Source organism: Kocuria sp. BT304, from assembly GCF_003290245.1.
GTDB classification, from domain to species: domain Bacteria; phylum Actinomycetota; class Actinomycetes; order Actinomycetales; family Micrococcaceae; genus Kocuria; species Kocuria rhizophila_A.
On record NZ_CP030039.1, the window covers coordinates 855,500 to 882,183 of the forward strand.

21 protein-coding genes are annotated in these 26,684 nt (G+C 72.2%); 17 read left to right on the plus strand and 4 right to left on the minus strand.

Annotated elements, in window-relative coordinates; genetic code table 11:
• The first annotated feature begins 1 nt into the window (after position 1).
• From treZ to DNL27_RS03950, 4 genes are all read left to right on the plus strand, one after another.
• Entirely contained in the window at positions 2-1,822 is a 1,821-nt protein-coding gene (treZ, locus tag DNL27_RS03935; protein ID WP_112234743.1) for a malto-oligosyltrehalose trehalohydrolase, read from the plus strand.
• 281 nt (positions 1,823-2,103) lie between these two features.
• Entirely contained in the window at positions 2,104-3,195 is a 1,092-nt protein-coding gene (mgrA, locus tag DNL27_RS03940; protein ID WP_112234744.1) for an L-glyceraldehyde 3-phosphate reductase, read from the plus strand.
• Entirely contained in the window at positions 3,192-4,061 is an 870-nt protein-coding gene (locus DNL27_RS03945; protein ID WP_112234745.1) for a LysE family translocator, read from the plus strand. Before mgrA ends, DNL27_RS03945 begins: the two co-directional genes overlap by 4 nt.
• A 252-nt stretch (positions 4,062-4,313) precedes the next feature.
• Entirely contained in the window at positions 4,314-5,399 is a 1,086-nt protein-coding gene (locus DNL27_RS03950) for an inositol-3-phosphate synthase (protein WP_112234746.1), read from the plus strand.
• Between the two features lie 102 nt (positions 5,400-5,501).
• Here the strand turns inward: DNL27_RS03950 and DNL27_RS03955 are convergent, their stop codons facing one another.
• Both DNL27_RS03955 and DNL27_RS03960 read right to left on the minus strand, forming a co-directional pair.
• Positions 5,502-6,299, minus strand: a complete 798-nt coding sequence (locus DNL27_RS03955; protein WP_012397733.1) for a phosphatase — start codon at positions 6,297-6,299, stop codon at positions 5,502-5,504.
• 10 nt (positions 6,300-6,309) lie between these two features.
• Positions 6,310-7,650 carry a glycosyltransferase gene (locus DNL27_RS03960; RefSeq protein WP_012397734.1) on the minus strand — a complete coding sequence of 447 codons (1,341 nt, stop codon included), beginning with the start codon at positions 7,648-7,650 and terminating at the stop codon, positions 6,310-6,312.
• Positions 7,651-7,988: 338 nt separating this feature from the next.
• Here DNL27_RS03960 and alr point away from each other — a divergent pair, with 338 nt between their 5' ends.
• The 6 genes from alr to tsaD all read left to right on the plus strand — a co-directional run bounded on the left by alr (position 7,989) and on the right by tsaD (position 14,927).
• On the plus strand, positions 7,989-9,917 hold the full coding sequence (gene alr / locus DNL27_RS12610; RefSeq protein ID WP_112235746.1) for an alanine racemase: 1,929 nt from the start codon (positions 7,989-7,991) through the stop codon (positions 9,915-9,917).
• A gap of 381 nt (positions 9,918-10,298) precedes the next feature.
• On the plus strand, positions 10,299-11,015 hold the full coding sequence (gene deoD, locus DNL27_RS03970; protein ID WP_012397736.1) for a purine-nucleoside phosphorylase: 717 nt from the start codon (positions 10,299-10,301) through the stop codon (positions 11,013-11,015).
• Positions 11,016-11,020: 5 nt separating this feature from the next.
• Positions 11,021-12,532 carry an MFS transporter gene (locus DNL27_RS03975; RefSeq protein ID WP_012397737.1) on the plus strand — a complete coding sequence of 504 codons (1,512 nt, stop codon included), beginning with the start codon at positions 11,021-11,023 and terminating at the stop codon, positions 12,530-12,532.
• An 82-nt stretch (positions 12,533-12,614) separates the two neighbouring features.
• Positions 12,615-13,304 (plus strand): tRNA (adenosine(37)-N6)-threonylcarbamoyltransferase complex dimerization subunit type 1 TsaB, encoded by a 690-nt coding sequence (gene tsaB / locus DNL27_RS03980; RefSeq protein WP_110920629.1) that lies wholly within the window; start codon positions 12,615-12,617, stop codon positions 13,302-13,304.
• The gene (gene rimI, locus DNL27_RS03985) at positions 13,301-13,858 is read left to right on the plus strand and encodes a ribosomal protein S18-alanine N-acetyltransferase (RefSeq protein WP_112234747.1); all 558 of its coding nucleotides are present in this window, start codon (positions 13,301-13,303) and stop codon (positions 13,856-13,858) included. Before tsaB ends, rimI begins: the two co-directional genes overlap by 4 nt.
• A complete protein-coding gene (gene tsaD / locus DNL27_RS03990; protein ID WP_012397740.1) occupies positions 13,845-14,927 on the plus strand; it encodes a tRNA (adenosine(37)-N6)-threonylcarbamoyltransferase complex transferase subunit TsaD in 1,083 nt (360 codons plus the stop codon). Before rimI ends, tsaD begins: the two co-directional genes overlap by 14 nt.
• A 140-nt stretch (positions 14,928-15,067) precedes the next feature.
• On the opposite strand, the gene DNL27_RS03995 is transcribed toward tsaD, so the two are convergent.
• A complete protein-coding gene (locus DNL27_RS03995) occupies positions 15,068-16,213 on the minus strand; it encodes a glutamate--cysteine ligase (RefSeq protein WP_041297302.1) in 1,146 nt (381 codons plus the stop codon).
• A 99-nt stretch (positions 16,214-16,312) separates the two neighbouring features.
• On the minus strand, positions 16,313-17,587 hold the full coding sequence (locus DNL27_RS04000; protein WP_112234748.1) for a class I SAM-dependent methyltransferase: 1,275 nt from the start codon (positions 17,585-17,587) through the stop codon (positions 16,313-16,315).
• 197 nt (positions 17,588-17,784) lie between these two features.
• Here DNL27_RS04000 and DNL27_RS04005 point away from each other — a divergent pair, with 197 nt between their 5' ends.
• From DNL27_RS04005 to DNL27_RS04035, 7 genes are all read left to right on the plus strand, one after another.
• Entirely contained in the window at positions 17,785-18,771 is a 987-nt protein-coding gene (locus DNL27_RS04005) for a siderophore ABC transporter substrate-binding protein (protein WP_112234749.1), read from the plus strand.
• Between the two features lie 85 nt (positions 18,772-18,856).
• Positions 18,857-19,861: an ABC transporter permease gene (locus DNL27_RS04010; RefSeq protein WP_112234750.1), complete on the plus strand. Its 1,005-nt coding sequence runs from the start codon at positions 18,857-18,859 to the stop codon at positions 19,859-19,861.
• 97 nt (positions 19,862-19,958) lie between these two features.
• Entirely contained in the window at positions 19,959-21,014 is a 1,056-nt protein-coding gene (locus tag DNL27_RS04015; RefSeq protein WP_112235747.1) for an iron chelate uptake ABC transporter family permease subunit, read from the plus strand.
• A complete protein-coding gene (locus DNL27_RS04020) occupies positions 21,011-21,766 on the plus strand; it encodes an ABC transporter ATP-binding protein (protein ID WP_112234751.1) in 756 nt (251 codons plus the stop codon). Before DNL27_RS04015 ends, DNL27_RS04020 begins: the two co-directional genes overlap by 4 nt.
• Positions 21,767-22,175: 409 nt before the next feature.
• Positions 22,176-22,472, plus strand: a complete 297-nt coding sequence (gene groES / locus DNL27_RS04025) for a co-chaperone GroES (RefSeq protein WP_012397747.1) — start codon at positions 22,176-22,178, stop codon at positions 22,470-22,472.
• Between the two features lie 110 nt (positions 22,473-22,582).
• Positions 22,583-24,169, plus strand: coding sequence for a chaperonin GroEL (gene groL / locus DNL27_RS04030; protein WP_012397748.1), 1,587 nt, complete (start codon positions 22,583-22,585; stop codon positions 24,167-24,169).
• A gap of 352 nt (positions 24,170-24,521) precedes the next feature.
• Positions 24,522-26,624: an acyltransferase family protein gene (locus DNL27_RS04035; protein WP_239494441.1), complete on the plus strand. Its 2,103-nt coding sequence runs from the start codon at positions 24,522-24,524 to the stop codon at positions 26,622-26,624.
• Positions 26,625-26,684: the final 60 nt, after the last annotated feature.

Below are 26,684 nucleotides of genomic sequence, written 5' to 3' on the forward strand. Positions count from 1 at the left end.
CATGAGCACCGACCACCGCTTCGACGTCTGGGCCCCGCACGCCCGCAAGGTCACCGTGCGCATCGAGGGCGAGGACCACCCCATGGAGGGTCTCGATGGCCGCCCCGGCTGGTGGACGCTGCCCGCCGACGACGCCGCCCCGCAGGGCACCGTGCGCTACGGCTACATCCTGACCAAGACCTTCGACGAGGGCACCCCCGAGGAGCGCGAGCAGGTCTCGGACGTGCTGCCGGACCCACGCTCGCGCCGACAACCGCAGGGCGTCCACGACCTCTCGTGCACGTTCGACGCGGACGCCTTCGAGTGGCACGACGCCGACTTCCGCCCCCGTCCGCTGCAGGACTCCGTGCTCTACGAGCTGCACCCCGGCACGTTCACCCCCGAGGGCACGCTGGACGCGGCCATCGGCAGGCTGGACCACCTGGTGGACCTGGGCGTCACCGCGGTGGAGCTGCTGCCGGTCAACGGCTTCAACGGCGAGCACAACTGGGGCTACGACGGCGTCGCGTGGTACACCGTGGCCGAGCCCTACGGCGGGCCCGAGGCCTACCAGCGGTTCGTGGACGCGTGCCACGCCAGGGGCCTGTCCGTGATCCAGGACGTGGTCTACAACCACCTGGGCCCGAGCGGGAACTACCTGCCCCTGTTCGCGGACTACTTCAAGCCGGGTGCCTCCAGCTGGGGGGACCTCATCAACCTGGACGGCTGGGGCGCGGACGGGGTGCGCGAGTACATCCTGGACAACGTGACCATGTGGTTGCGCGAGTACCACGTGGACGGCTTCCGTCTGGACGCCGTGCACGCCCTCGCGGACTCCAGCGCGAAACACATCCTCGAGGAGATCGCCGAGCGCGTGGCCGAGGAGGCGCAGCGCACCGGCAAGGACCTGGTGACCATTGCGGAGTCGGACCTCAACGACCCCCGCATGATTGCGGCCACGCACCGCCACGGGCTGGGCATGGACGCGCAGTGGCTGGACGACGTCCACCACGCCGCGCACACGGCCTTCACGGGCGAGACCCAGGGCTACTACGGGGACTTCGCGTCCCTGCACGCCCTCGAGAAGACCATGCACACCGCGTACTTCCACAACGGGACGTACTCCACGTTCCGCGGCCGCTCCCACGGCCGGGAGATCGACCCCGTGGAGCAGCGCCCCTACCAGTTCGTCACGTTCCTGCAGAACCACGACCAGGTGGGCAACCGGGCCGCCGGGGACCGGATGAACCAGTCCATGAGCGTGGACCGCGCGATCGCCGCCGCCACGTGGCTCATGGCCCAGCCCTTCACCCCCATGCTGTTCATGGGGGAGGAGTACGGGGCGAGCACCCCCTGGCAGTTCTTCACCGCGCACCCCGAACCGGAGCTGGGAGAGGCCGTGGCGAAGGGCCGCAAGGCCGAGTTCGCGCAGATGGCGTGGGACCACGCCACGGTGCCGGACCCGCAGGACCCGCAGACGTTCGAGCGCTCCAAGCTGAACTGGTCCGAGGTCCACGAGGGCGACCACGAGCGGATCTACCGGGCCTACCGGGATCTCATCGCCCTGCGCCGGAACACCCCCGAGCTCACGGACCAGCGCTGGGACACCGTGGCCACCCAGGCCAGCGACTCCGAGCAGTGGTTCGTGCTCAAGCGCATGACCGAGCCCGAGTCCGAGCATGGCGTGGTGATCGCCATCAACCTGGGGCGGGAGCCCCGCAACCTGCCGCTGATGGGCGGGGACGCGCCCCGGCTGCTGTTCACGAGCGGCACCGGACCCGAACCCGGGGCCGAGGGCACGGTGCGCGTGGCCCCGGAGACCGCCGTGGTGCTGCGCGTCTGAGACCGCCCGCGGGACCGGCGCCCGTGCGCGGGCCCCGGTCCCGACGACGCCGCGCGGCCTGCCCCGCGCGACGCCACCGAACCGTTACGGCGCTGCGGACGCCCGGTCCTGCCATCGAGCTGCCGGTCCCGCAGGGCGCCGCCGGCGTCGCAGGACCCCACGGGGCCAGTGCGCCGCCGCCGACCCCGCCCGATGTCGCCCGGCACGCGAACGAGCCCGGCGGCGTGGTGCGCCGTCATGCGGTGCGGTGTGCGGAGTCGAGCGGTGGCAGACTGGGATCCATGCTGATCTATGGCGACGACACCGTGTGGACCCCTGCCGAGAACCGCTACGAGACCATGCCGTACCGGCGTGTGGGGGAGTCCGGGCTGAAGCTGCCCGCCGTGTCCCTGGGGCTGTGGCACAACTTCGGGGACGACAAGCCCGTGGCGGGCATGCGCGCGACCCTGCGCCGCGCGTTCGACCTGGGCATCACGCACTTTGACCTGGCCAACAACTACGGCCCGCCCGCGGGCTCGGCGGAGCTCAACTTCGGCCGGATCCTCAAGGAGGACTTCGCGGGGCACCGCCACGAGCTGGTGATCTCCACCAAGGCCGGGTGGGACATGTGGCCCGGCCCGTACGGTGACGTGGGTGGTTCGCGCCAGTACCTGGTGACCTCCCTGGACCAGTCGCTCGAGCGCATGGGCCTGGACCACGTGGACGTGTTCTACCACCACCGCCCGGACCCCGAGACGCCGCTCGAGGAGACCATGCAGGCGCTGGACCACATCGTGCGCTCCGGTCGCGCCACCTACGTGGGCGTCTCCTCCTACGGTGCGGACCTCACGCTCGAGGCGCAGCGGATCATGCGCGCGCTCGGCACGCCGCTGGTGATCCACCAGCCCTCCTACTCGATGCTCAACCGCTGGATCGAGCAGCCCAATGAGCAGGCCGGAGGGAAGAACCTGCTGGGCGCGCTGACCGAGGCCGGCATGGGATCCATCTGCTTCACCCCGCTCGCGCAGGGCATGCTCACCGACAAGTACCTGCACGGGGTGCCCGAGGGATCCCGCGCGTCCGAGGACAAGTCCCTGGACCCGTCCTGGCTCAGCGAGCAGACCCTGGACCAGATCCGTGAGCTCAACACCATGGCGCAGGAGCGCGGGCAAACCCTCGCGCAGATGGCGATCGCGTGGACCCTGCGCCCGCAGGACTCTGGGCAGGTCACCTCCGCGCTGGTGGGGGCCTCCTCGGCGCGGCAGATCGAGGACTCCGCGTGCGCCGTGGCCAACCTGGAGTTCTCCGCGGAGGAGTTGCGCCGGATCGACGGGCTCGTCACGGACGCCGGCGTGAACATCTGGAGCGCGGCCACCGACTCCAAGCACGCATGACGGGGGCGCAGTACGCCGCTCTGCTGGGGCTGTGGATCGCGGGGATCGTGGTCCCGGGCCCGGACATCTTCATCATCCTGCGCAACGCGTTCCTGTCCTCGCGGCGCAGCGCGGTGTTCACGGCGCTGGGCGTGATGGTGGGCAACCTCGCGTGGATCACCCTCTCTCTCCTGGGCGTGACGGTGTTCATCAGCGGGAACCACGTGCTCAAACTGGTGGTGCAGATCGGCGGGGCCCTGTTCCTCGTGCGCATGGGCTACGGCGCCATCCGCGCCGGTCTCGCCGCCCGCTCCGGTGCCGCGGTGGGACACTCCCGCGTGGTGGCCAGCACGGAGCCGGGTGCCTCGGGGGCGGACGACGACGTCGCGGCGGCCGTGGGCGCGCCCCACGCCTCGCAGCGGCTCGGGGCGCAGAGCTCCGGGCACGGGGAGGTCGCGTCCTCCCTCACCTCCGGGCCCGCGGCGCAGCCACCCACGGATCCCCTGATGGCGGACGACGCCGCCGTGGCCGAGGAGATCGCGGCCGGCGGGCGCACCACGCTGCTGGGCGCGAGCGGTCTGACGCCGCTGCGCGCACTGGTGCAGGGCACGGTCACCAACCTGGCCAATGCGAAGGCCGTGGTGTTCTTCGTGGCGCTGTTCGGCTCCGTGGTGCCCACGGGACTGCAGTGGTGGGAGGGACTCACGGCCCTGGGAATGCTCGTGGCGGTGGGGCTCGCGTGGTTCCTGGCCGTGGCGTGGCTCGGATCCGTGCCCGCACTGGCTCGCCGTTTCCGGGCCCGCTCCGCGGAGGTCGAGATCGTCTCGGGCGTGGTGTTCGTGCTCGTGGCGCTGGGACTGTTCGTGGAGGCCGTGCTCACGGTGTGAGCCCCGGTGCCGGCGGAGGAATGTACGGGGGCGGTGGGGGACCTGGCGCGGCGACGTCGTTTGCGGGGACGCCGCGGGGCGCACGCGACCGGGCGGCGTCGTGAAACGGCAGCGGGAGGGAACCCGGCGTGAGCCTGGTTACACTGGGAAACCGGTCGACGGCCGCGCGGTCGCGGGGGACGACACCCCGCCCGCGCCCCGGCGTGCGTGGCGTGTCCGCGCGGACCGTCAGCAACCCAGTCGAGGAGAACCGTGTCCGAACATCCCATCCGCGTGGCCATTGCCGGCGTGGGCAACTGCGCCACTTCGCTCATCCAGGGCGTGCACTTCTACCGTGACGCCGATCCCTCCGACTCCGTGCCCGGGCTCATGCACGTGCAGTTCGGTGACTACCACGTGCGGGACGTGCAGTTCGTCGCCGCGTTCGACGTGGACGCCGCCAAGGTGGGCCTGGACCTGTCCCAGGCCATCCTGGCCGGCGAGAACAACACGATGGAGATCGCCAAGGTCCCGCCCCTGGACGTGACCGTGGACCGCGGCCCCACCCTGGACGGGCTGGGGCAGTACTACCGCGAGACCATCACGGAGTCCGACGCCGAGCCCGTGGACGTGGCGCAGGTGCTGCGCGAGCGCGAGGTGGACGTGCTCGTGTCATACCTCCCGGTGGGCTCGGAGGAGGCGGACCGCTTCTACGCGCAGGCCGCAATAGACGCCGGGGTGGCCTTCGTCAACGCCCTGCCCGTGTTCATCGCGGGCACGGAGGAGTGGGCGCAGAAGTTCACGGACGCCGGCCTGCCGATCGTGGGCGACGACATCAAGTCCCAGGTGGGCGCCACCATCACCCACCGCGTGCTGGCGAAGCTTCTGGAGGACCGCGGCTACGTGCTGGACCGCACGTACCAGCTCAACGTGGGCGGCAACATGGACTTCAAGAACATGCTGGAGCGCTCGCGGCTGGAGTCCAAGAAGATCTCCAAGACCCAGGCGGTGACCTCCAACGTGCCGCACGAGATGCGCGCCAAGGACGTCCACATTGGCCCGTCCGACTACGTGGGCTGGCTGGACGACCGCAAGTTCGCGTTCGTGCGCCTGGAGGGCCACGGCTTCGGCAACGCGCCCATCTCCCTCGAGTACAAGCTCGAGGTGTGGGACTCACCGAACTCAGCGGGCGTCATCATCGACGCGATCCGCGCCGCCAAGATCGGCCTGGACCGCGGCATCGGCGGGCCGCTGACCTCGGCGTCCTCCTACTTCATGAAGTCCCCGCCCGAGCAGTTCGACGACGACACCGCCCGCGAGAACGTGGAGAAGTTCATCCGAGGCGAGGTGGAGCGCTGAGCGGCTGACGCACCCGGCACCGACCACGGCGCCCGGCACCGGGAGAACCGGTGCCGGGCGCCGTGGTGCCTCCGGGGTCCGCCCGCGTGCGGGAGGTGCGGCTCAGGGGCGCTCCTGCCCCGCCAGGCCCGCGCGGGAGATGATGTAGTCCACCAGGGGGTCGTAGAGGTGCGGGGCCACGTTGTCGTCCAGGGGCACCACCACCTCCACCTGGCCCTGCGCTTCGGCCACGAAGATCCCGGGGTCGTTGCAGTCGCCCATGGCAATGGTGGGCAGCCCGGCGCGGGAACCGGCCCACCCGGCCATGCCGTGGTCGGCGATCACGAGGTCCGGTGCCTGCCGACCCTGTTCCTGCAGATGCTCGAGCACGAGCCGCATGGGCTCGGGGAAGTGGGTGTGGCGCAGCCCGCCGTACTGCTCGACCATCACCACGTCCTCGATCTGGCGGACGTCCCCGTCCTCGAAGGGCAGCGCCTCGTCGAAGCGGATCACCCGGGCCCCGGAGGCGCGGGCCACACGGGCCAGGCGGGCGTACACGGGGGCCAGACCCGAGGGGTGGCCCGTGGCGAAGAGCAGGCGCTTGCGGCCCTGGACGGCGCGGCTGAAGATCTCCGCGTACTCGTCCAGCCGGGCCACGCACAGCTGCGCGGAAATGGAGTCCTGACCGCTCACGTAGGAGGGGTCGTCGTTGATGCCCACGCGGTCGCGCATGAGCCCGAACACGGAGTCGAAGTCCCACTCGCGGGTGCGCTCGACCCCCATGTGCTGGTGCTGGTCCCCGTCCAGGAACCCCTGGACGTTGCGCAGGTTGGCCTCGCGCGGCGTGGCGACGGCTCCGGTGATGCGGGAGCGGTCCAGGTATCGGGCGAGGGCGTCTCGACTCAGGTACGCGGTGGTCACACAGGGGAGTTTAGGCGGTGGCCGCGGCGCCCGCACAGGCGAGGTACGCGCCCGCGTGCCGCGCGGCGACGTCGTCCCAGGTCAGTTCCCGGGCCCGCCGGGTCGCGGCGTGTGACATTGCTCTCCATGCGCTCGGGTCCGCGGCCGCGCGGTGCAGCGCCTCGGCCCACACGGCGGGGTCCCGGCCGGGCACCAGGCGGCCCGTCTCGCCGTCGCGCACCGCGTAGCGCAGCCCGTCCACGTCCGTGGCGAGCACGGGGGTCCCGCACGCCTGGGCCTCCACGGCCACGAGCCCGAAAGTCTCGGAGGAGGACGGCACGGCCACCGCGTCCACCGAGCCCATGAGCCTGGCGAGCTCGGGGCGGGGCAGGGAGCCGCGCAGCACGACGTCGCCCGCGACCCCCTCCGTGCGCGCCAGCTCCCGCAGGTGGTTCAGGAACTCGGGGGAGCCCGCGCCGGCCAGGACCAGCCGAACGGGGGTCTCCGGGTGGGTGCGGCGCAGCTGGCCGAGCGCCCGCACGAGCACCTGCTGGCCCTTGAGCGGCTGCATGCGACCCGCGCACAGCACGGTGAAGGGTGCTTGATGGTCCGGGGACGCCCCGGGGTCGCCGCTCGGGGCGCTCGGGGCGTCGTCGGGGTGCGCGGCCGGGTGGTCCCCGGCGCGGGGCACGGCTGCGGACCGGGGGGACCGCGGCAGCGGTTCCCGGGGAACGGGGCGGAACACGGTGGGGTCCACCCCGGGCGGGATCACCTCCACGCGCTCCGGGTCCGCGCCGTAGAGCTCCACGAGCTGGTGCTTCTCCACCGGGGTGTTGACCACGGTGCGGCACGCCCGGGAGACCACGAAACGCTCGGCCTCCTCGCGCTCCCGGGTCTCGGGGGCCTCGTCCGCTCCGGCGCGCAGGTTCTTGGCGGCCGCGGACGTGTGCAGGGTCAGCATCAGGGGGGCGTGCAGGTGCTCGGCGAGCTCCACACCTGCCACCGCGGACAGCCAGTAGTGGGCGTGCAGCACGCGCGGGGCGGCGTCGTCGCCGTCGTAGAAGTGCGCGAGCGCACGGCCGAAGGGCTCGGCGAAGCGCGGGAGGTCCTGCTTGGGGGCTGCGCCCGCGCCGGGCAGGGACACGGCGAGCAGGCGGATGCCCGGTGCCAGGTCCGTGGGGTGCACGCCCTCGGTGCGGGAGGGATCGCGGTCGAGCGTGGCCATGTCCACGCGCCACCCGGCCTGCGCCAGGGCGCGGGCGAGGTGCCACACGTAGACGTTCATCCCACCGGCATCCCCGGAGCCCGGCTGGTCCACGGGGGAGGTGTGCATGCTGAGCAGCAGCACGCGGTCTGGGCAGGCGGGAGGCACGGGCCCAGCCTACCGGCGCGCGCGGACGGCGGCGGGGGCGGGCCCCGAACGGACCCGCCTCAGCCCCGGCGGCGCCCCGGGGTCACACACGGGTCGGCCCTGCCGGCCCCTCGGGTGGTCAGCCACAGGCCCTCCGCGCCCCGCCCGCGAACTCGCCGTGGCCGGGCGGCACCTCCCGCACCGGCGGCGCCCCGCGCAGACCGCGCGGTCGGGGGAGGCCGGACGGCATCGCCGTGACCCGCGAGATCCGGCGGCGCGTCGACCGCGCGGTCGGGAAGGCCGGGCCACGGCCTCGGGACACGCGGCGGAGTCGGGGCACAATGGGGGGCGTGAGTGAGATGACCTCGGAGCAGAACCGGCAGCCCAGCGAGCGCAGCGCGGTGGTGGACCTCGCGGCGGTGCGCCACAACGTGGGGCGGCTGCTCGAGCTGGCGCGGGGGCGCACCCTGATCGCGGTGGTCAAGGCGAACGCCTACGGTCACGGCGCACCGCAGGTGGCCCGTGCGGCGCTCGAGGCGGGTGCGCACATGCTCGGCACGGCCCACGTGTCCGAGGCGCTCGCGCTGCGCGCGGAGGGGATCACGGCCCCCGTGCTCGCGTGGCTGCACACCCCATCGACCGACTTCGCCGCGGCCGTGCGGGAGGACGTGCGGCTGGGCGTGAGCGGGGGAGAGCTCGACGCCGTGCTGGCCGCCGCCCGTGAGGCCGGCCGCCCGGCGGTGGTCCACCTCAAGCTCGACTCGGGGCTGGGGCGCAACGGTGCCACGCCCGAGCAGTGGCCCGCCCTGGTCCGGCGCGTGCGGGAGGCCGAGGGGGAGGGTCTGCTCTCGGTGGAGGGGATCTTCACGCACCTCGCGGTCGCGGACGAACCCGCCCGCCCCGAGACGGCCGAGCAGCTCGCCACCCTCACCACCGCGGTGCGCTCGGCCCGGGAGGCCGGGCTGAGCCCCACGATGGTGCACGCCGCCAACACCCCCGGGCTGCTTTCGGCCGCGGACCGGGAGGACCCCGACGCGATGCTGCGGGACGCCGTGCGCGTGGGTCTGGGACTGTACGGGCTGAGCCCCTTTGCGGACCGCACCCCCGAGGACTTCGGGCTGGTTCCGGCCATGATGCTGCGGACCCGCGTGGCCAACGTGAAGGACGTCCCCGCCGGAGCGGGGGTCTCCTACGGGCTCACGTACCGCACGGAGGGCCCCACCCGGCTCGCCCTGATTCCGCTCGGCTACGCGGACGGTGTGCCGCGCGTGGCCACGGGCGCCCCGGTGCGGATCGGGGACCGGCTGCACCCCGTGGTGGGCCGGATCGCCATGGACCAGTGCGTCGTGGACCTCTCCCGGAGCCGGCCCGTGACGGAGGCCGCGGGGAAGCCCGGTGCTGCCCCCGAGCACACCGTGCGGATCGGGGACGAGGCGGTGCTCTTCGGTGCGGGCTCGAACCCGTCCGTGACGGACTGGGCGGACGCGGCGGGCACCATCAACTACGAGGTGGTCACCCGCATCTCCCCGCGCGTTCCCCGCGAGCACGTGGGGCTGGAGCCGCAGCGCGACAGCGACCGGAGCCGGAGCGTGGAGCACGGTGGGCACCCCGGCGCGGAGCCCGTGGATGGCCCCGGCGCGGACCGCGACCACGGGGCGGGTGCCGGGCCGGGCGGCGTCGTGCCCGGGGACGGCGCGCAGGACGGTCCCGGGGCGGGTGCCGCGGGTGAGAACTGGAGCATCACGCGGGAGCTCGCGAACGCGGAGGAGACCCGGGCGCTCGCGGCGGCGCTCGCCCCGCACCTGCGCGCGGGGGACCTCGTGCTGCTCAACGGGGAGCTCGGCGCGGGCAAGACCACGTTCACGCAGGGCCTCGGCGCGGGGCTGGGGGTGCGCGAGGGCATCATTTCGCCCACGTTCGTGCTGGCCCGCCGCCACCCCAACCTGGCGGACGGGCCGCGCCCGGGCGGCCCGGACCTCGTGCACGTGGACGCGTACCGGCTGGGCTCGGCCGAGGACGTCGAGAGCATCGACCTCGAGGACACCCTGGACACGTGCGTCACGGTGGTGGAGTGGGGCACCTCCAAGGTCGAGCACCTGAGTGCGTCCCGGCTGGTGGTCGACATCGAGCGTGCCCGCGGCGCGCAGGCGGCCCCCGAGCAGGCGGACCTGGCGGGCGTTCTCGCGCAGCTCGGCGCGCAGTGGGAGGAGGACGCCTCGGCGGGGGAGGTCCGGCAGATCACCCTGCGGGGCGTGGGCCCGCGCTGGACCGAGCCGCCGCGCGTGTGAGGCCACGCCGCGCGCGGGTCCGGTGAACGTCGTGCCGCGCGACGGGTCACCGCGCACCGCGGGCGGGATCCCCTGTGCCCGAACGGCACCACCGCGCACCGCCCCGGGACGACGTCGCACGAGGGGCTTTCGCGGCTGCCCGGCGTCCCCGGGCGGTCCCGCACCAGGACCCGCGCACCCCGCCGTGAACCCCGTCGCGCGCCCCGTCGGGAACACGCCAGGATCCCCCGCGGGACACGCCGTCAGTAGGGCCCCGACGTGCCACAATGGGGGCAGCACCAACGTCCACCGCAGACGGTGCGACCCCCAGGGGGACCCGACGGCGTCGTCGTTCCGCAGGACTCGGCCGCCTCCGTCGCGGACTGACCCGAGGAGGATCGTTTGTCACCGACATCGACACCGCACATCAACCCCCAGGGCGCACCGATCGCCGAGACCATCCTGCTGCCCGGCGACCCCCTGCGGGCCAAGTTCATCGCCGAGACGTTCCTCGAGGACGCCGTGCAGTTCAACTCCGTGCGCAACATGTTCGGCTACACCGGCACGTACCAGGGCCGTGAGCTGTCCGTGATGGGCACCGGGATGGGGATCCCGTCCATCGCGCTGTACAGCTGGGAGCTGATCAACGTGTTCGGCTGCACCAAGCTGGTGCGCATCGGCTCCTGCGGGGGACTCACGGAGGGCCTCGCGCTCAACGACCTCGTGCTCGCGCAGGCGGCGTCCACCGACTCCAACTACCTCGCGCAGTTCGACCTGCCCGGCACGTGGGCCCCCACCGGTTCCTTCCGGTTGCTGGACCACGTGTACCGGGCCGCCGAGAGCCGGGGGATCACCGCCCACGCGGGCAACGTGGTCTCCTCGGACACCTTCTACCACGCCCAGGACGACACCACCGAGCGCTGGGCGAAAATGGGTGTGCTCGCCGTGGAGATGGAGACCGTGGGGCTCTACGCCAACGCGGCCGCCGCGGGCGTGGAGGCGCTCGCCATGTTCACGGTCTCGGACAACCTGGCCACCCACGCGCAGATGACCCCGGAGCAGCGCCAGACGGGCTTCGCGCAGATGATCGAGCTGGCCGCAACGGTGACGGAGCTGTGAACCCCATGAACCACCCCGACGAGAACCCGGACCTCGCCCAGACCGCGGGCCCCGACAGCGCCGCCTCGACGCCCGCGGCGGCCGTCCCCGCGACCCATGCGGGCACCGCCGAGGCCCCCCGCACCGCGGGCGGCGTGAACCCGCGCCGGGCCGTGCCCGTGCTGCTGTTCCTGTTCATCTTCTGCCTGGTGATCGACCAGGGCTTCAAGTTCACGTCCCAGCCCATGGCCGAGGCGCTGTCCTTGAGCGAGTCCACCGTGAGCCTGCAGGCCACCCTCACGGGCGTGCTGATCGGCATCGGCGCCGTGGTGTACTCCGCGCTCGCGGACTCCGTGGCCATCCGCAAGCTGCTGTACCTGAGCATCGGGCTGATCGTGGTGGGCTCGGTGATCGGCTTCGTGGGCTCCGCGTCCTTCGGGGTGGTGCTCGTGGGCCGTGTGGTCCAGACGGCCGGCCTCGCCGCGGCGGAGACCCTCTACGTGGTCTACGTGACCAAGCACTTCCAGGGCGTGGAGCTCAAGAAGTACCTGGGCTTCTCCAACATGTCCTTCCAGCTGGCCTCGCTCATCGGCACGCTGGTCTCCGGGTTCCTGGCCACCTATGTGTCCTGGACGTGGATGTTCCTGATCCCGCTGCTGATCGTGCTGTCCCTGCCGTTCATCAAGACCCGCGTGTCGGACGACGTCGAGCACACGAGCTCCGGCGTGGACGTGTACGGGCTGTTCCTGGTGGGCGTGATCGCCACCGGGCTGATCATGTTCATGCAGGACTTCACGTGGTGGTGGTGGATCCCCGTGGTGGTGGCCACCGTGCTGTTCGTGCACCACGTGCGCACCAACTCCCGCGCCCTCGTGGACGCCTCCTTCTTCACCAACCGCCCGTACATCAGCGCGCTGGTGATCGTGTTCATCATCTACTCGGTGAACCTGGCGTTCGTGTTCCTGTTCCCGTTCGCCATCCACGGCGTGCACGGGATGGCCATGGACAAGGTCTCGCTGCTCACCATCCCGGGCTACGTGCTGGGTGCCTCCACTGCGGCGATGTCCGGTGCCGTGAGCAAGCGGCTGGACTCCAAGCAGGCCGTGACCCTGGCGCTGTGCCTGCTGGCGCTCGCTCTCGCGGTGGCCGGGGTGTTCATCAACGTGTCCGTGGTGGCCATGGTGATCGCGATGGCCATGTTCTCGGTGGGCTTCGGCCTGCTGTACGCACCGCTCATGTCCAGCGCGCTGCTGCTGATGCCCGCCGCGAAGTCCGGCGTGGCCGTGGGCTTCTACAACCTGGTGATCAACGTGGCCTCCCCGATCGGCGTGGCCTACACGGCCATGCTGATGTCCGCCAAGCCCACGTGGTTCGGCGCACTGAGTGTGGGTGGCTCCGCCGAGGGCGACTACTTCTCCACCATCCTGTGGTTCCTGGTGGGCATCACGCTGGTGGGTCTGGTGGCGTACCGCGTGCTGTTCGGCCTGATCGAGCGCAACAACGCGAAGGCCGCCGCGCGCCTCACCGCGCAGCAGTAGCTCCGCAGGTCTGACGAGAAGGCCCCTCCGCAGCTCCCGTCCCGGGCGCGCGCGGAGGGGCTTTTCCGTGCGGGCTTAGACTGTGCGGGTGCTTGTGCTGAGTCTCGATTCCTCCTCGATCGCCTCCGTGGCCCTGGCCCGCGACGGCGAGGTGCTGCGGGAGAGCGCCACCGCCGACACCCGCTCCCACGCCGAGGCCCTGGCCCCCGCGGTGCGCGACGTGCTGTCCGCGGAGGGGCTCACCGGCGCGGACCTCGACGCCGTGCTCGTGGGCACCGGGCCCGGCCCGTTCACGGGGCTGCGCGCCGGACTCGCGACCGCCCGTGCCCTGGGCTTCGCGTGGGGGCTGCCCGTGCACGGGCTCTGCTCGCTCGACGCCGCCGCCCACCGGATCGCGCCCCGGCTCGCCGAGGCCGGTCACGAGGAGTTCGCGGTGGTCATCGACGCGCGCCGCAAGGAGCTCTACTGGCGCCCCTACCGCGTGCTCGAGGACACCGCCGCAACCGCCGTGGCCCTCAGTGAGCCCCGCGTGGGCGCGCCCGAGGACGTCCCGGCCCTGCCGAGCTGCGGTCCCGGCACCGCGCTGTACCCGCAGCGGCTCGCGCACCCCGTGCCGGGCACCGGGGACCTGCACCCCACCGCGGCGGATCTTGCGCGCGCGGCGTGGGCCCTCACGAGCCGCGGCACCCCCCTGAGCACCGACACCTCGCCCCTGTACCTGCGGGAGTCGGACGCCAAGGTGCCGGCGTTCGCGAAGCGGACCACGGCGTGACGGGCCCGCAGGGGTCCGCGCCCGGTGCGGCGAGCGCGGCGGCGTCGTCCCTGCCGCGCGGCTACGCGCTGCGGCCCATGCAGCCCGGGGACCTGGACGCCGTGCACGCGCTGGAGACCGTGCTGTTCCCCGAGGACGCCTGGCCGCGGCACATGTTCGACGAGGAGCTGGCGCACCCCACGCGCGCGTACTGGGTGCTCACCCGGAACGGGGAGATCGTGGCGTACGCCGGGATGATGTGCATCCCGCCGGTCGCGGACGTCCAGACCATCGCGGTGGCCGCCGCCCACGAGGGCCGGGGGCTCGGGAGCACCCTGCTGCGCGTGCTGCACGAGGCCGCCGTGCGCGGCGGCGCCACCGAGATGATGCTCGAGGTCCGGGCCGACAACCCTCGCGCGCAGGCGTTGTACCGCCGCTTCGGCTACGAGCACATCCACAGCCGCGCCCACTACTACGGGCCCGGCCTCCACGCCCTGATCATGCGCTGCGCACTGGTCCCGCCCGGGCCGCAGGAGCGCAGCGCGGACGGAAGGACCATTCATGAACACCGCTGAACCCCTCGTGCTCGGCATCGAGTCCTCGTGCGACGAGACCGGTGTGGGGATCGTGCGGGGCACCGAGCTGCTCACCAACACCGTGTCCTCCTCCATGGAGCAGCACGTGCGCTTCGGCGGCGTGATCCCAGAGATCGCCTCGCGCGCCCACCTCGAGGCCTTCGTGCCCACGGTGCAGCAGGCGCTCGCGGAGGCGGGGGTCACGCTCGGAGAGCTCGACGCGATCGCGGTGACCTCCGGCCCGGGCCTCGCCGGGGCGCTCATGGTGGGCGTGGCAGCGGCCAAGGCGCTCGCGGTGGCCACGGGCACGCCCCTGTACGCCGTCAACCACCTCGTGGCCCACGTGGGCGTGGGGCTGCTGGACGGGGACGGTGCGCTGCCCGAGCACCTCGGCGCGCTGCTGGTCTCCGGCGGACACACGGAGATCCTCGCCGTGGGGGACATCACGGGGGACGTCCGGCTGCTGGGCGCTACGATCGACGACGCCGCGGGCGAGGCCTACGACAAGGTCGCCCGGCTGCTCGGGCTGGCCTACCCTGGAGGCCCCGCCATCGACCGGGCCGCTCGGGACGGGGACCCCGAGGCGTTCCGCTTCCCGCGCGGGCTGACCGCGGGCAAGTACATGGGATCGGCGCAGCACCCGGGCTCCCACCGCTACGACCTCTCCTTCTCGGGGCTCAAGACCGCAGTGGCCCGGGTGGTCGAGGCCTTCGAGGCCGCCGGTCAGCCCGTGCCCGTGGCGGACGTGGCCGCGAGTTTCCAGGAGTCCGTGGTGGACGTGATCTCCCGCAAGACCGTGCTGGCGTGCACCGAGCACGGGATCACCACGCTGCTGATGGGCGGGGGAGTGGCCGCGAACTCCCGGCTGCGGGAGCTCGTCACGCAGCGCTGCGCGCAGCACGGCATCCGTGTGGTGGTGCCGCCGCTGTCCCTGTGCACGGACAACGGGGCCATGGTGGCGGCGCTCGGCGCGCGGCTGGTGAGCCGGGGTGTGGCGCCCACGGGGATCGGGTTCACCGCGGATCCGGGGTTGCCCGTGACCACGGTGTCGGTGCCCGTCCCGGCCTGAGTCGGCCCGGCCCGCACGGCCCCGTCAGAAAAGCCCCGCCCCGCTCGGTCGGAACGTGGCGGGGCGGGCACCGCGCCGCACGCGCGGGCCGCGCCCTGGGCACCCGGCCGCGCGGAGCGCGCTCCGGGCCGGCCCAGGGGTCAGCGGATCTCGCGGTTCTGCGCCACGATGTCCCGCACCACGGCGCGCAGGTCCCCGCCGTTGGCCTCCGCGATCCGCCGCTGGCGCTGATAGCCGGTCTCGCCCGTCATCATGGTCTCCACGTAGCCCAGCTCGTCGGCGCAGCCGAGTTCGGCGGCGAGGGGCTCCAGCCGGTTGAGCACCTCGGTGAGGTCCTCCGCCACGGGGCGCTCGTGGTTCTGGGCGTCCCGGATCACCACGGCGTCCAGCCCGTAGCGGGCGGCCCGCCACTTGTTCTCCTGGTGGTGCCACGGGGGCATCACCGCAATGCTGCGCCCCTCGTCCAGGGTGCGGGAGAAGGACTCCACGAGGCACTGCGTCAGCGCGGCCAGGGCGCCGATCTCCCGGAGGTTGGAGGGCCCGTCGCACACGCGCATCTCCACGGTGCCGAAGCGCGGCACGGGGCGGATGTCCCAGCGGTTCTCGGAGATCTCCTCGATCACGCCGGTCTCCATGAGGTCCGAGACGTAGGCCTCGTACTCGCTCCAGGAGTCGAAGTGGAAGGGCAGCCCCGCGGTGGAGAGCTGCTGGAAGATCAGCGCCCGGTGGGAGGCGTAGCCGGTGTCGTGGCCGCACCAGTAGGGGGAGTTCGCGGACAGCGCCAGCAGGTGGGGGTAGTAGTTCATGAGCCCGTCGAGCACGGGCAGCGCCTTGTCCCGGTGGTCGATGCCCACGTGCACGTGCATGCCGAAGATCACCATCTGCCGGCCCCAGTACTGCGCCCGGTCCAGGACCTTGTAGTAGCGCTCCGCGTCCACCACGGGCTGCTCGGTCCAGTCCGAGAACGGGTGGGTGCCCGCGGCGAAGATCTCCAGGGAGCGGGGGTCGGTGATCTTCCGGATCCGGTCCTGGGTCTGCGCGAGGTGCTCCACCGCCTCGGGAACGGCGCTGCACACGCCCGTGACCATCTCCACGGTGTTCTGCAGGAACTCGCCCGTGACCTGCGGGTGGTCGCCCTCCTCCCCGAGCTCGGGGTACTCGCCCACCACGGCCTCCAGGACCTCCTGGGCGCGCGGGGCGAGCTCACCGGACTCGCGGTCCACGAGCGCGACCTCCCATTCCACACCCAGGGTGGAGTTCTCGGAGGTCTCGAAATCAATGTGCACGGCGTGGTCCTCTCGTGGGTGCGCCGGGAACGGCATCGGTGCCCTGGACCGCGGTGCGGACCGGGCCACGCGCTGCCGTGGTCCCTGGAACAGGGAACCTCAGTCTAGGGGGTCGACCACCAGCACCACGCGCCGCTCCCTGCCGGAGTCCACCACGCGTGTCATCACGAAGGTCGCGCGCCGCGTGCCGCGGGGGGCCAGCTGGCGGCGCAGCTGCTCGGGGGTCACGTCCGTGCCGCGCTTCTTGACGTCCAGGGTGCCCACGTCGTGCTCGCGCACCCAGCGCCGCAGCACCTTCACGGTGTGCGGCAGCACCTCGCGCACCGCGTACGACCGGGCAAGGGGTGTGTCCACGGGGGTGTCCGAGGAGAGGTAGGCGATGCTCGGGTGCACCAGGTGGGCGTCCAGGCGCTGCGCGAGATCCGTGACGAGCCCCGCGCGGATCACGGCGCCGTCGGGCTCGTGGAGGTACCCGCCCACGGGACCCAGCAGGGCGCCGTCGGCGGGCGGGGACTGCCAGGTCCGCGCGGTCAGCTCCACCGCCGACGACGCCGCGGGGCCGGCACCGCGCCCCAGCACGAGTGCCGCACGGGCCACGTCCGGGCGGCGCACCGCGTTGAACCACAGCACGGCCTCCACCACGTCCCCGCGGTCGGAGATCCACTGGGCCTCCGCGCCGGGCGGGACGTGCTCGTGGGGGATGCCGGGCCCCAGCTTGGCCCCGACGGCCAGTCCCGCCTCCGCGAGTCCCGCGACGAAGGACAGGGGAGGGGAGAAGGCCTCGGGGTCGAAGACCCGCCGGGTGCGTCCGTCCCCCGTGACGCGCCGCGCCGGGTCAAGCCACACGCCCTGGGCGGGGCCGGCCTCGAGGGACCGCAGGTCCAGGGACCGGGCGTCCGTGCAGACCACGCGAGCGTGCGGCCAGCCGGTGAGGTTGAGGGTGGCGGCCGCCGCCGTGAGCGGATCGAGCTCCACCGCGGTGACGGTGCGGTCCAGGGCGGCCAGCGCCATGGCGTCCGCCCCGATCCCGCAGCCGAGGTCCACCACGTGCCCGATCCCGGCCTGCGCGAAGCGCTGGGCGTGCAGCGCGGCCACGGACCAGCGGGTGGCCTGCTCCACGCCGTCGCGGGTGAAGACCATGTGCTGGGCGAACTCGCCGAACTTGGCCCGGGCCTTCTCGCGCAGCCGCGACTGGGTGAGGGCCGCGGCCACCAGCTCGGGGTCGTGGCCCTGGGCGCGCAGGGTCTCGTTGAGCGCGAGGGACGCCGCGGCGTCGTACGGGGGCAGGGAGTCCAGCAGCTCGCGGCCCTCGGGGGTGAGCAGGCGGGCGAGGCCGTGGGCCTCGGCGTCGTCGGGTGCGGTGGGTGGAGTCACCGCTCCATCAGACCACGGGCGGGCCCGCCCGTGCACGGAGCACCCGGACGCGCGGCACGCAGCCCCCGCGGCGGCGCCGGGACGGGCTCCGGGCGGGGCATGCGAATTACGAAGGAAACATGATGCGTAATTAGGTTAGGCTCACCTGGTGGCCGGCCGCCCGTTCCCTGACGACTCCACCAGAATGCGAGACACCCATGTCCTCCCACCGCCTGCTGCCCGGTGCGGCACTGTGCACCGCCGCCGTTCTCGCCCTCGCGGGCTGCGGCACCTCCGGGGGCTCCGCCGATCCCTCGGCCAGCGCCTCCTCGTCCACCGTGAGCATCCAGGACGACAAGGGCGAGCAGAAGGTCACCGTGCCGCCGCGCTCCGTGGTGGCCACCGACAACCGCGTGTTCGAGACCCTCGCGGACTGGGAGGTGCCGCTCAAGGCCGCCCCCAAGCGGCTGGTCCCGGACACCATCTCCTACTCCCACGACGACTCCGTGGTGGACCTCGGCTCGCACCGTGAGCCCAACCTGGAAGCAGTGGCCGGCGTGGACCCGGACCTCGTGATCAACGGCCAGCGCTTCGCGCAGCACTACGACGCCATCCACAAGCTCGTGCCGGACGCCACCATGCTCCAACTCGACCCGCGGGAGGACCAGCCCCTCGACTCCGAGCTCAAGCGCCAGACCTCGGCACTGGGAGAGGTCTTCGGCAAGCAGGAGGACGCCGGCAAGCTCGCCGAGGCCCTCGACAAGGCCGAGCAGCGCGCCAAGGACGCCTACAGCGGCCAGTCCACCATGGGCCTGATCGTCTCGGGCGGGAACATGGGATACGTGGTGCCGAAGACCGGGCGCACCATCGGCCCGCTGTTCGAGATGGTGGGGCTCAAGCCCGCCCTCGAGACCAAGGGCTCGGACGACCACCAGGGGGACGACATCTCCGTGGAGGCCATCGCCAAGGCCCAGCCCGAGCTGCTGATCGTGATGGACCGGGACGCCGCCCTGAAGTCCCAGAAGGACTCCACCCCGGCCGCCGAGGTCATCGAGAAGTCCGAGGCGCTCAAGGACGTCCCGGCGGTGAAGAACGGCAACGTGGTGTACCTGCCCGCAGACACCTACACCAACGAGGGTATCCAGACCTACACCGAGATCCTCAACGACCTCGCGGACAAGCTGGAGCGCAACGGCAAGAGCTGACCGGGCCGCCAGGCCCCCATCCCGCGGCCCCGCGCCAGCCACGCGCGGGGCCGCGGCACGAGCACACGGAAGCACACAGGTACCCATGACCGCGACAGCCGCAGCCACCGCCCCCGCACCGAGGGCCCGCTCCGCACCCACCGGGGTGCTGCGGGACCCCTGGTTCTGGGCGGCGTCCCTCCTGGTGCTGGGGCTGCTGGCCGCCTCGGTGCTCACGGGGGTCGCGGACCTCTCCGACCCGGAGGAGGGCCGCCGGTTCCTGACCCTCACGAGGATCCCGCGCACCCTCGCCCTCGTGCTCGCCGGCGCGGCCATGGCCATGTCCGGACTGGTCATGCAGCTGCTCACGCAGAACCGCTTCGTGGAGCCCACCACCACGGGCACCACGGAGTGGGCCGGGCTGGGGCTGCTGGTCATGATGGTCGTGGCCCCGGACGCCGGGCTGAGCGCACGGATGCTGGGCTCCGTGGTCGCGGCGTTCGCGGGGACCATGGTGTTCTTCGCGGTGCTGCGCCGGATCACGCTGCGCTCCTCGCTGATCGTGCCGATCGTGGGCATCATGCTCGGCGCGGTGGTGGGCTCCGTGTCCACCTACCTGGCGCTCGTCACGGACCGGCTGCAGAACCTCGGGGTGTGGTTCGCTGGCAGCTTCACGTCCGTGCTCAAGGGCCAGTACGAGACCCTGTGGGTCGTCGCGGCCGTGGCCGTGCTGGTGTTCCTCGCCGCGGACAGGCTCACCGTGGCGGGGCTCGGCGAGGACGTCGCCACCAACGTGGGTCTGAACTACGAGCGCATCATCCTGGTGGGCACCGCGCTCGTGGCGGTGGCCACGGGCGTGGTCACCGTGGTGGTGGGCAACCTGCCGTTCCTGGGGCTGATCGTGCCCAACGTGGTCTCCCTGTTCCGCGGGGACGACCTGCGCTCCAACCTGCCGTGGGTGTGCCTGCTGGGGATCGGGCTCGTCACGGTGTGCGACCTGATCGGGCGCACGGTCATCATGCCCTTCGAAGTCCCGGTCTCGCTGATCCTGGGCGTCGTGGGAGCGGCCGTGTTCATCGTGCTGCTGCTCAGGAGCCGCCGCCGTGTCTGAGCTGCGCTCCCGCCGCCCCGCCGGTCCCCCGGTCACTCCGGCCCGCGGGCACGACGCCGCCCGGCCGCCTGCCGGGGCCGCACCCGTTCCCGGGCACGTGGCCTCCGTTGCCGCAGGAGCCCGCTGCGGGCGCCGTGCGGACCGGCCCGCCGCCGGGGGCTCCCGTGCGTTCACCTTCGCCGCCCACCGGCGCCGGTACTGGCTCGTCATGGTGGCCCTGGCCCTCGCTGGTGCGCTGTTCTGCGCCGGGATCCTCACGTGGGCCAACCCGCTGCCGTTCGGCACCGCGGGGTTCTGGCGCATTGCCGGGGCTCGCGCGAGCGCCGTGGTGGTGATCGCCGTGGTGGCCGTGTGCCAGGCCATGGCCACCGTGGCCTTCCAGACCGCGGCCGAGAACCGGATCGTCACCCCGTCCATCATGGGCTTCGAGTCCCTGTACGTGCTGGTGCAGACCACCGCGGTGTACGCGCTGGGCGTCGCGGGGGTCTCCGCGGTGCAGGGGCTCACGCAGTACGCCCTGCAGGTGGCCCTCATGGTCCTCTTCGCCCTGGTGCTGTACGGGCGGCTGCTGTCCGGCAAGCATGCGAACGTGCAGGTGATGCTGCTGATCGGCATCGTGCTGGGCGGCGGGCTGGGGTCACTGTCCACGTTCATGCAGCGGCTGCTGTCACCGAGCGAGTTCGACGTGCTCAGCGCCCGGCTCTTCGGCTCTGTGTCCAACGCGGACCCCGCCTACTTCCCGCTGGCGGTGCCCCTGTGCGCGGCGGGCACCGCCGCGCTGCTGCTGCGCTCCCGGAGGCTGGACGTGATGGCCGCCGGGCGGGACGTGGCCACGAACCTGGGGCTGGAGCACCGCAGGGAACTGGTGATCACCCTGTTCTGGGTCTCGGTGCTGATGGCGGTGTCCACCTCCCTGGTGGGGCCCATGACGTTCCTGGGGTTCCTGGTGGCCACCCTGGCCTACCAGTTCGCGGACACCCACGAGCACCGCTTCGTGTTCCCCATGGCGGTGCTGCTGGGCTTCGCGGTGCTCTCCGGGGCCTACTTCATCCTCAAGAACGTCTTCTACGCGGAGGGCGCGGTGTCCATCATCATCGAGCTGGTGGGCGGAACCGTGTTCCTCGTGGTGATCCTGAGAAAGGGCAGACTGTGATCCGGCTGGACGGACTGATCAAGCAGTACGGGACGGACACCGCCATCGGGCCGGTGGACCTGGAGATCCCCGAGGGCGGCATCACGGCCCTCGTGGGACCCAACGGGGCGGGCAAGTCCACCCTGCTGACCATGATGGGCCGGCTGCTGGGCCCGGACGCCGGGACCGTGGTGGTGGGCGGCCACGACGTCACCACCACCCCGCCGCGCACGCTCGCCACCGTGGTGTCCACGCTGCGCCAGGAGAACCACTTCACGGCGCGGCTCACGGTGCGCCAGCTCGTGGGCCTGGGCCGCTTCCCGTACACGCGGGGGCGGATCAACAAGGAGGACGAGAGGATCATCTCCGAGTCCATCGAGTTCTTCGACCTGGGCCCTCTCCAGGACCGGTACCTGGACCAGCTCTCGGGCGGGCAGCGCCAGCGCGCCTACGTGGCCATGGTGCTGTGCCAGCAGACCGCCTACCTGCTGCTGGACGAGCCCCTGAACAACCTGGACATGCGCCACTCGGTGCACATGATGCAGCACCTGCGCCGCGTGGCGGACGAGCTGGGGCGCACCGTGGTGATCGTGCTGCACGACATCAACTTCGCGAGCCACTACGCGGACCGGATCTGCGCGGTCAAGGACGGGAAGGTCGTGGAGTTCGGCACGCCCGTCCGGATCATGACGGACGAGACCCTCACCCGCGTCTTCGACACCCCGGTCACGTGCCACGACGGCCCCGGCGGACGGCTCGCGGTCTACTACTGAGGGTCACGACGCCGCTCCTCGCCCGGGCGCGCCACCTCGCCCTCTCCGGGCACGGAGCGGGCCGCCCCCGCGCGGGATCCGGGCGCCGGCGCTGCGGGAACGTGCTCGCGCGACCCCGGGGACGGTGCGGCGAGGCGGTCGAGGGGACCGGGCGGCGTCGTGACGGGACGTGCCCGGAGGCCCGGTTCAGCCCACAGGGGAGTGGCGCGGGCGCGCCTTGACCGGGCGCGTCCCGCGTCCCTACAGTGCTATTAGCACTCTCCCAGGGAGGGTGCTAAAGGCCAGGCGCTCAATCGGCACCGCGACGACGGTTGGCACGCCAACTGGCCTGTGGCGCTCGCCGTCATGGGACCCCATGGCACGCGGCGGACGCACACCGTCTCACACGCCTAGAAGAAAGGGAGAGATCGTGTCGGTCTCCATCAAGCCCCTCGAGGATCGCATCGTGGTTCAGCCGCTGGCCGCTGAACAGACCACCGCCTCCGGTCTGGTCATCCCGGACACCGCCAAGGAGAAGCCCCAGGAGGGCACCGTCCTGGCCGTGGGCCCGGGCCGCGTGGACGACAAGGGCAACCGCATCCCCGTGGACGTCAACGAGGGTGACCTGGTCATCTTCTCCAAGTACGGCGGGACCGAGGTCAAGTACAACGGCGAGGAGTACCTGGTGCTCCCGGCGCGCGACGTGCTGGCCGTCATCGAGAAGTAACTTCTCCACACCCTTTTCGTACGCGGTGCCCGACCGCCCGGCAACGGGCCGCGCGGGCACCGCGTACGTCGTCTCCGCACTCTTTCCCGGTTCCCTAAGGAGCAACTCACATGCCCAAGCAGTTGGTGTTCGACGACACCGCTCGCAAAGCGCTCGAGGCCGGCGTGAACCGCCTGGCCGACACCGTCAAGGTCACCCTCGGCCCCCGCGGCCGCAACGTGGTCCTGGACAAGAAGTGGGGCGCGCCCACCATCACCAACGACGGCGTGACCATCGCCCGTGAGGTGGAGCTCGAGGACCCGTACGAGAACCTCGGCGCCCAGCTGGCCAAGGAAGTGGCCACCAAGACCAACGACGTCGCCGGTGACGGCACCACCACCGCCACGGTGCTCGCCCAGGCCATTGTGAAGGAGGGCCTGCGCAACGTGGCCGCGGGCGCCGCCCCCAGCGACATCAAGCGCGGGGTCGAGGCCGCGGTGGCCACCGTGTCCCAGCGCCTGCTCGACAACGCCCGTCCCGTGGAGGGCAAGGACGTGGCGCACGTGGCCGCGATCTCCGCCCAGTCCGAGGAGATCGGCGAGCTGATCGCCCGCGCCTTCGAGACCGTGGGCACGGACGGCGTGATCACCATCGAGGACGGCTCCTCCACCGAGGTGGAGCTGGACGTCACCGAGGGCATGCAGTTCGACAAGGGCTACCTGTCCCCGTCCTTCATCACGGACCAGGAGCGCCAGGAGGCCGTCCTGGACGACACCTACGTGCTGCTGTTCCAGGGCAAGATCTCCGCCATCCAGGACCTCATGCCCGTGCTGGAGAAGGTGCTGCAGGCCAAGAAGCCGCTGACCATCATCGCGGAGGACGTCGAGGGCGAGGCCCTGTCCACCCTGGTGGTCAACAAGCTGCGCGGCACGCTGGACGTCGTGGCCCTCAAGGCCCCCGGCTTCGGCGACCGCCGCAAGGCGATCATGCAGGACCTCGCGGTGCTCACGGATGCCACCGTGATCACCCCGGAGCTCGGCATCTCCCTGGAGGGCGTGGAGCTCTCCCAGCTGGGCCGCGCCCGCCGCATCACGGTGACCAAGAACCAGACCACGCTCGTGGACGGTGCCGGGTCCTCGGACGCCGTGGCCGAGCGCGTGGCCGAGATCCGCTCCGAGATCGCCCGCACGGACTCCGAGTGGGACCGCGAGAAGCTGCAGGAGCGCCTCGCGCGCCTGGCCGGCGGCATCTCCGTGATCAAGGTCGGCGCCGCCACCGAGGTGGAGCAGAAGGAGCGCAAGCACCGCATCGAGGACGCCGTGTCCTCCACGCGTGCTGCGCTCGAGGAGGGCATCGTGGCCGGCGGCGGTTCCGCGCTGGTCCACGCCTCCGCGTCCCTCAACGGCACGGACCTCGGCCTCGAGGGCGACGCCGCCACGGCCGTCAACATCGTCCGCCGCGCCCTGACCCAGCCCCTGCGCTGGATCGCGGAGAACGCGGGCCAGGACGGCAACGTGGTGGCCTCCCGCGTGGCCGAGATGGAGCCGGGCAATGGCTACAACGCCCTGACCGGCGAGTACGAGAACCTGCTCTCGGCGGGCATCATCGACCCCGTGAAGGTCACCCGTTCCGCCCTGCAGAACGCGGCGTCCATCGCGGCCCTGGTGCTCACCACCGAGACTCTCGTCGCCGAGAAGAAGGACCAGGACGAGGACTGATCCCGGTCCCGCGCTCCCGTGGGTGCCCTGCCCGCTCCGGCGGGGGCGCCCCGGGCTGAGCGGGTGAACGCAACGGCGGTCCACTCCCGAGGGAGTGGGCCGCCGTTGCCGTGCCCGGGATCGTTCGGGCCGTCGGGCGTTCTCCCGGGCGCACCGCGCGCCGGGCCAGGGACGGCGAGAGGGCCCGCTCCACACGGAGCGGGCCGCTGCGCTGCCCGCGGCGGGGGTGCCACGCCACGCGGCTCCCGCACGAGCGGCGTCGTCCGGGGTGCCCGGGCACGAGGCCGTTCGGGGAGACCCACGAGCAGTGCCCGGGTTGGCCCCGCTTGCGCGCCTGGCATAGCCTGACGCGATGCGCTTCCCCCCACCCCCGCTTTTGCATCCCGAGAAGACCCCGCCCTGGGACACCCGAGGTCCGGGCGTCGGCACCGCGGCGAGCTCGACCCCCTCCGAGCGCGTGGCGCGGTACTCGGGGTTCCGCCCCGAGGTACAGGGCCTGCGCGCGGTGGCGGTGCTGCTCGTGGTGGTCTACCACGTGTTCGTGGGGCGGGTCTCCGGCGGGGTGGACATCTTCCTGTTCATCTCCGCGTTCTTCATGACCCTCTCCTTCGTGCACAAGATCGAGGGTGGGCGGCCGCTCGGGCTGGGCCGGTACTGGCTGCACACGTTCAAGCGGCTGCTGCCGCTGGCCACCCTGGTGATCCTGGGGACGTTCTTGCTGCTGTGGCTGTTCTACCCGGTGGCGGACGCGGCGTCCTTCCGCTCCCAGGGCGTGGCGTCGATCCTGTACGTGGAGAACTGGTCGCTCGCTTTCAACGCCGTGGACTACTACGCGGCGGACCACTCCAGCGCCTCCCCGTTCCAGCACTTCTGGTCGCTGTCGGTCCAGGGGCAGGTGTTCCTGGCGTGGCCGCTCATCTTCGCGCTCGCGTGGCTCGTCAAGAGGCGTACCGGGCGTAGCAGCGTGCCCGTGCTCGCGGGGTGTTTCGGGGCGGTCTTCGTCATCTCACTGGCGTTCTCGGTGATCACCACCCACACTCAGCAGGCGTTCGCGTACTTCGACACCCGCGCGCGGCTGTGGGAGTTCGCACTGGGGTCCCTCGTGGCCCTGGCCATCCCGTACCTGCGGCCGAGCCGCTGGCTCCGGGTGCTCCTGGGCTGGGTGGGCTTCGTGAGCATGGTGTCCGTGGGCCTCCTCGTGGACGTCCGGGGCGCCTTCCCGGGGTGGATCGCGCTGTGGCCGCTGCTCTCGGCTGCCGCGATCATCGTGGCGGGACAGTCCGGTTCGCCGATCGGTTTCGACCGGTTCCTCTCGTGGGCACCGGTGGTGCGCATGGGCGACGCCGCCTACGCCCTCTACCTCGTGCACTGGCCGCTGCTGATCACCTACCTGGTCGTCCGGGAACGTCCCGTCGCCGGGCCCCGCTCGGGCATGGTCATCGTCGTGGTCTCGCTGCTGCTCGCCCTGCTGCTCACCCGTCTCGTGGAAACTCCCCTGAAGAACTGGGCGTGGCCCGAGGCGAAGAACTGGCGGCTGGGTCTGGTGATCGCGGTGTGTATGGGCCTGGTGCTGACCGTGGCGGGATCCTGGGCCGCGGCGGCGCACCACCGGGAGGCGAAGCTCGAGGCGCAGGCGGAGCTCAACAATCCCGGGGCACGCGTGCTGGAGCCCGGTGTCGAGTTCGAGGGGGATCCCAACGCACCCGTGCTGCCAGCGTCAATGGCGGACCAGTGGGTGGGACTGCCGCAGTCCTGCCGCGGCCCGCTGAAGGCCGACAACGCGGTGGCGCAGGACTTCTGTCACCAGACACGCGCCGTGGAGAACCCCACCAAGGTGGTGGCCGTGGTGGGCAACTCCCACATGGAGCAGTACATGGGTGCGGTGATCCCGGTGGCCGAGGAGGAGAACTGGCAGCTGGTCTCGGTGCTCCAGCCCGGGTGCGGGCTGGGCGTCGAGGGGCAGAGTCCGCAGTGCCGCAAGGGCAACGAGGCCGTGCTCGAGTACCTGGACCAGCTGCAGCCGGACGCCGTGCTGACCACCTCCACCCGCGCCGAGCTCATGGACGGGGGCGCCGAGCACGTGGTCGACGGCCTGGAGCCCGTGGTCCGGCGCCTCACGGACCACGGCGCCACGGTGGTGGGCCTGCGGGACAACCCGCGCCTGGGCCACGACCCCACCCGGTGCGTCGCGGAGAAGGGCCGCGAGGACCCGTCCTGTACCACTGCGAAGGACGAGGTGCTCGCGGCGGAGAACCCCGCCCGGTCGTTGGAGTCCATCACGGGCTACAGGGGCATCGACCCGACGCCCCTGATCTGCCCGCAGGGCGTGTGCGCTCCCGTGATCGGCAACCTGAACGTGTGGCTGGACTCCCACCACCTCACGTGGGACTACGCGCGCAGCATGGCGCCGCTGCTGCGGGAGGACCTCGTGGCGGCCGTGGAGCAGCTGGGGTGAGACGGGCGGGGCAGCGCGGCAGCGGCGTCGTCGTCCGGGGTGCCGCGGGGTGGGCGCCCG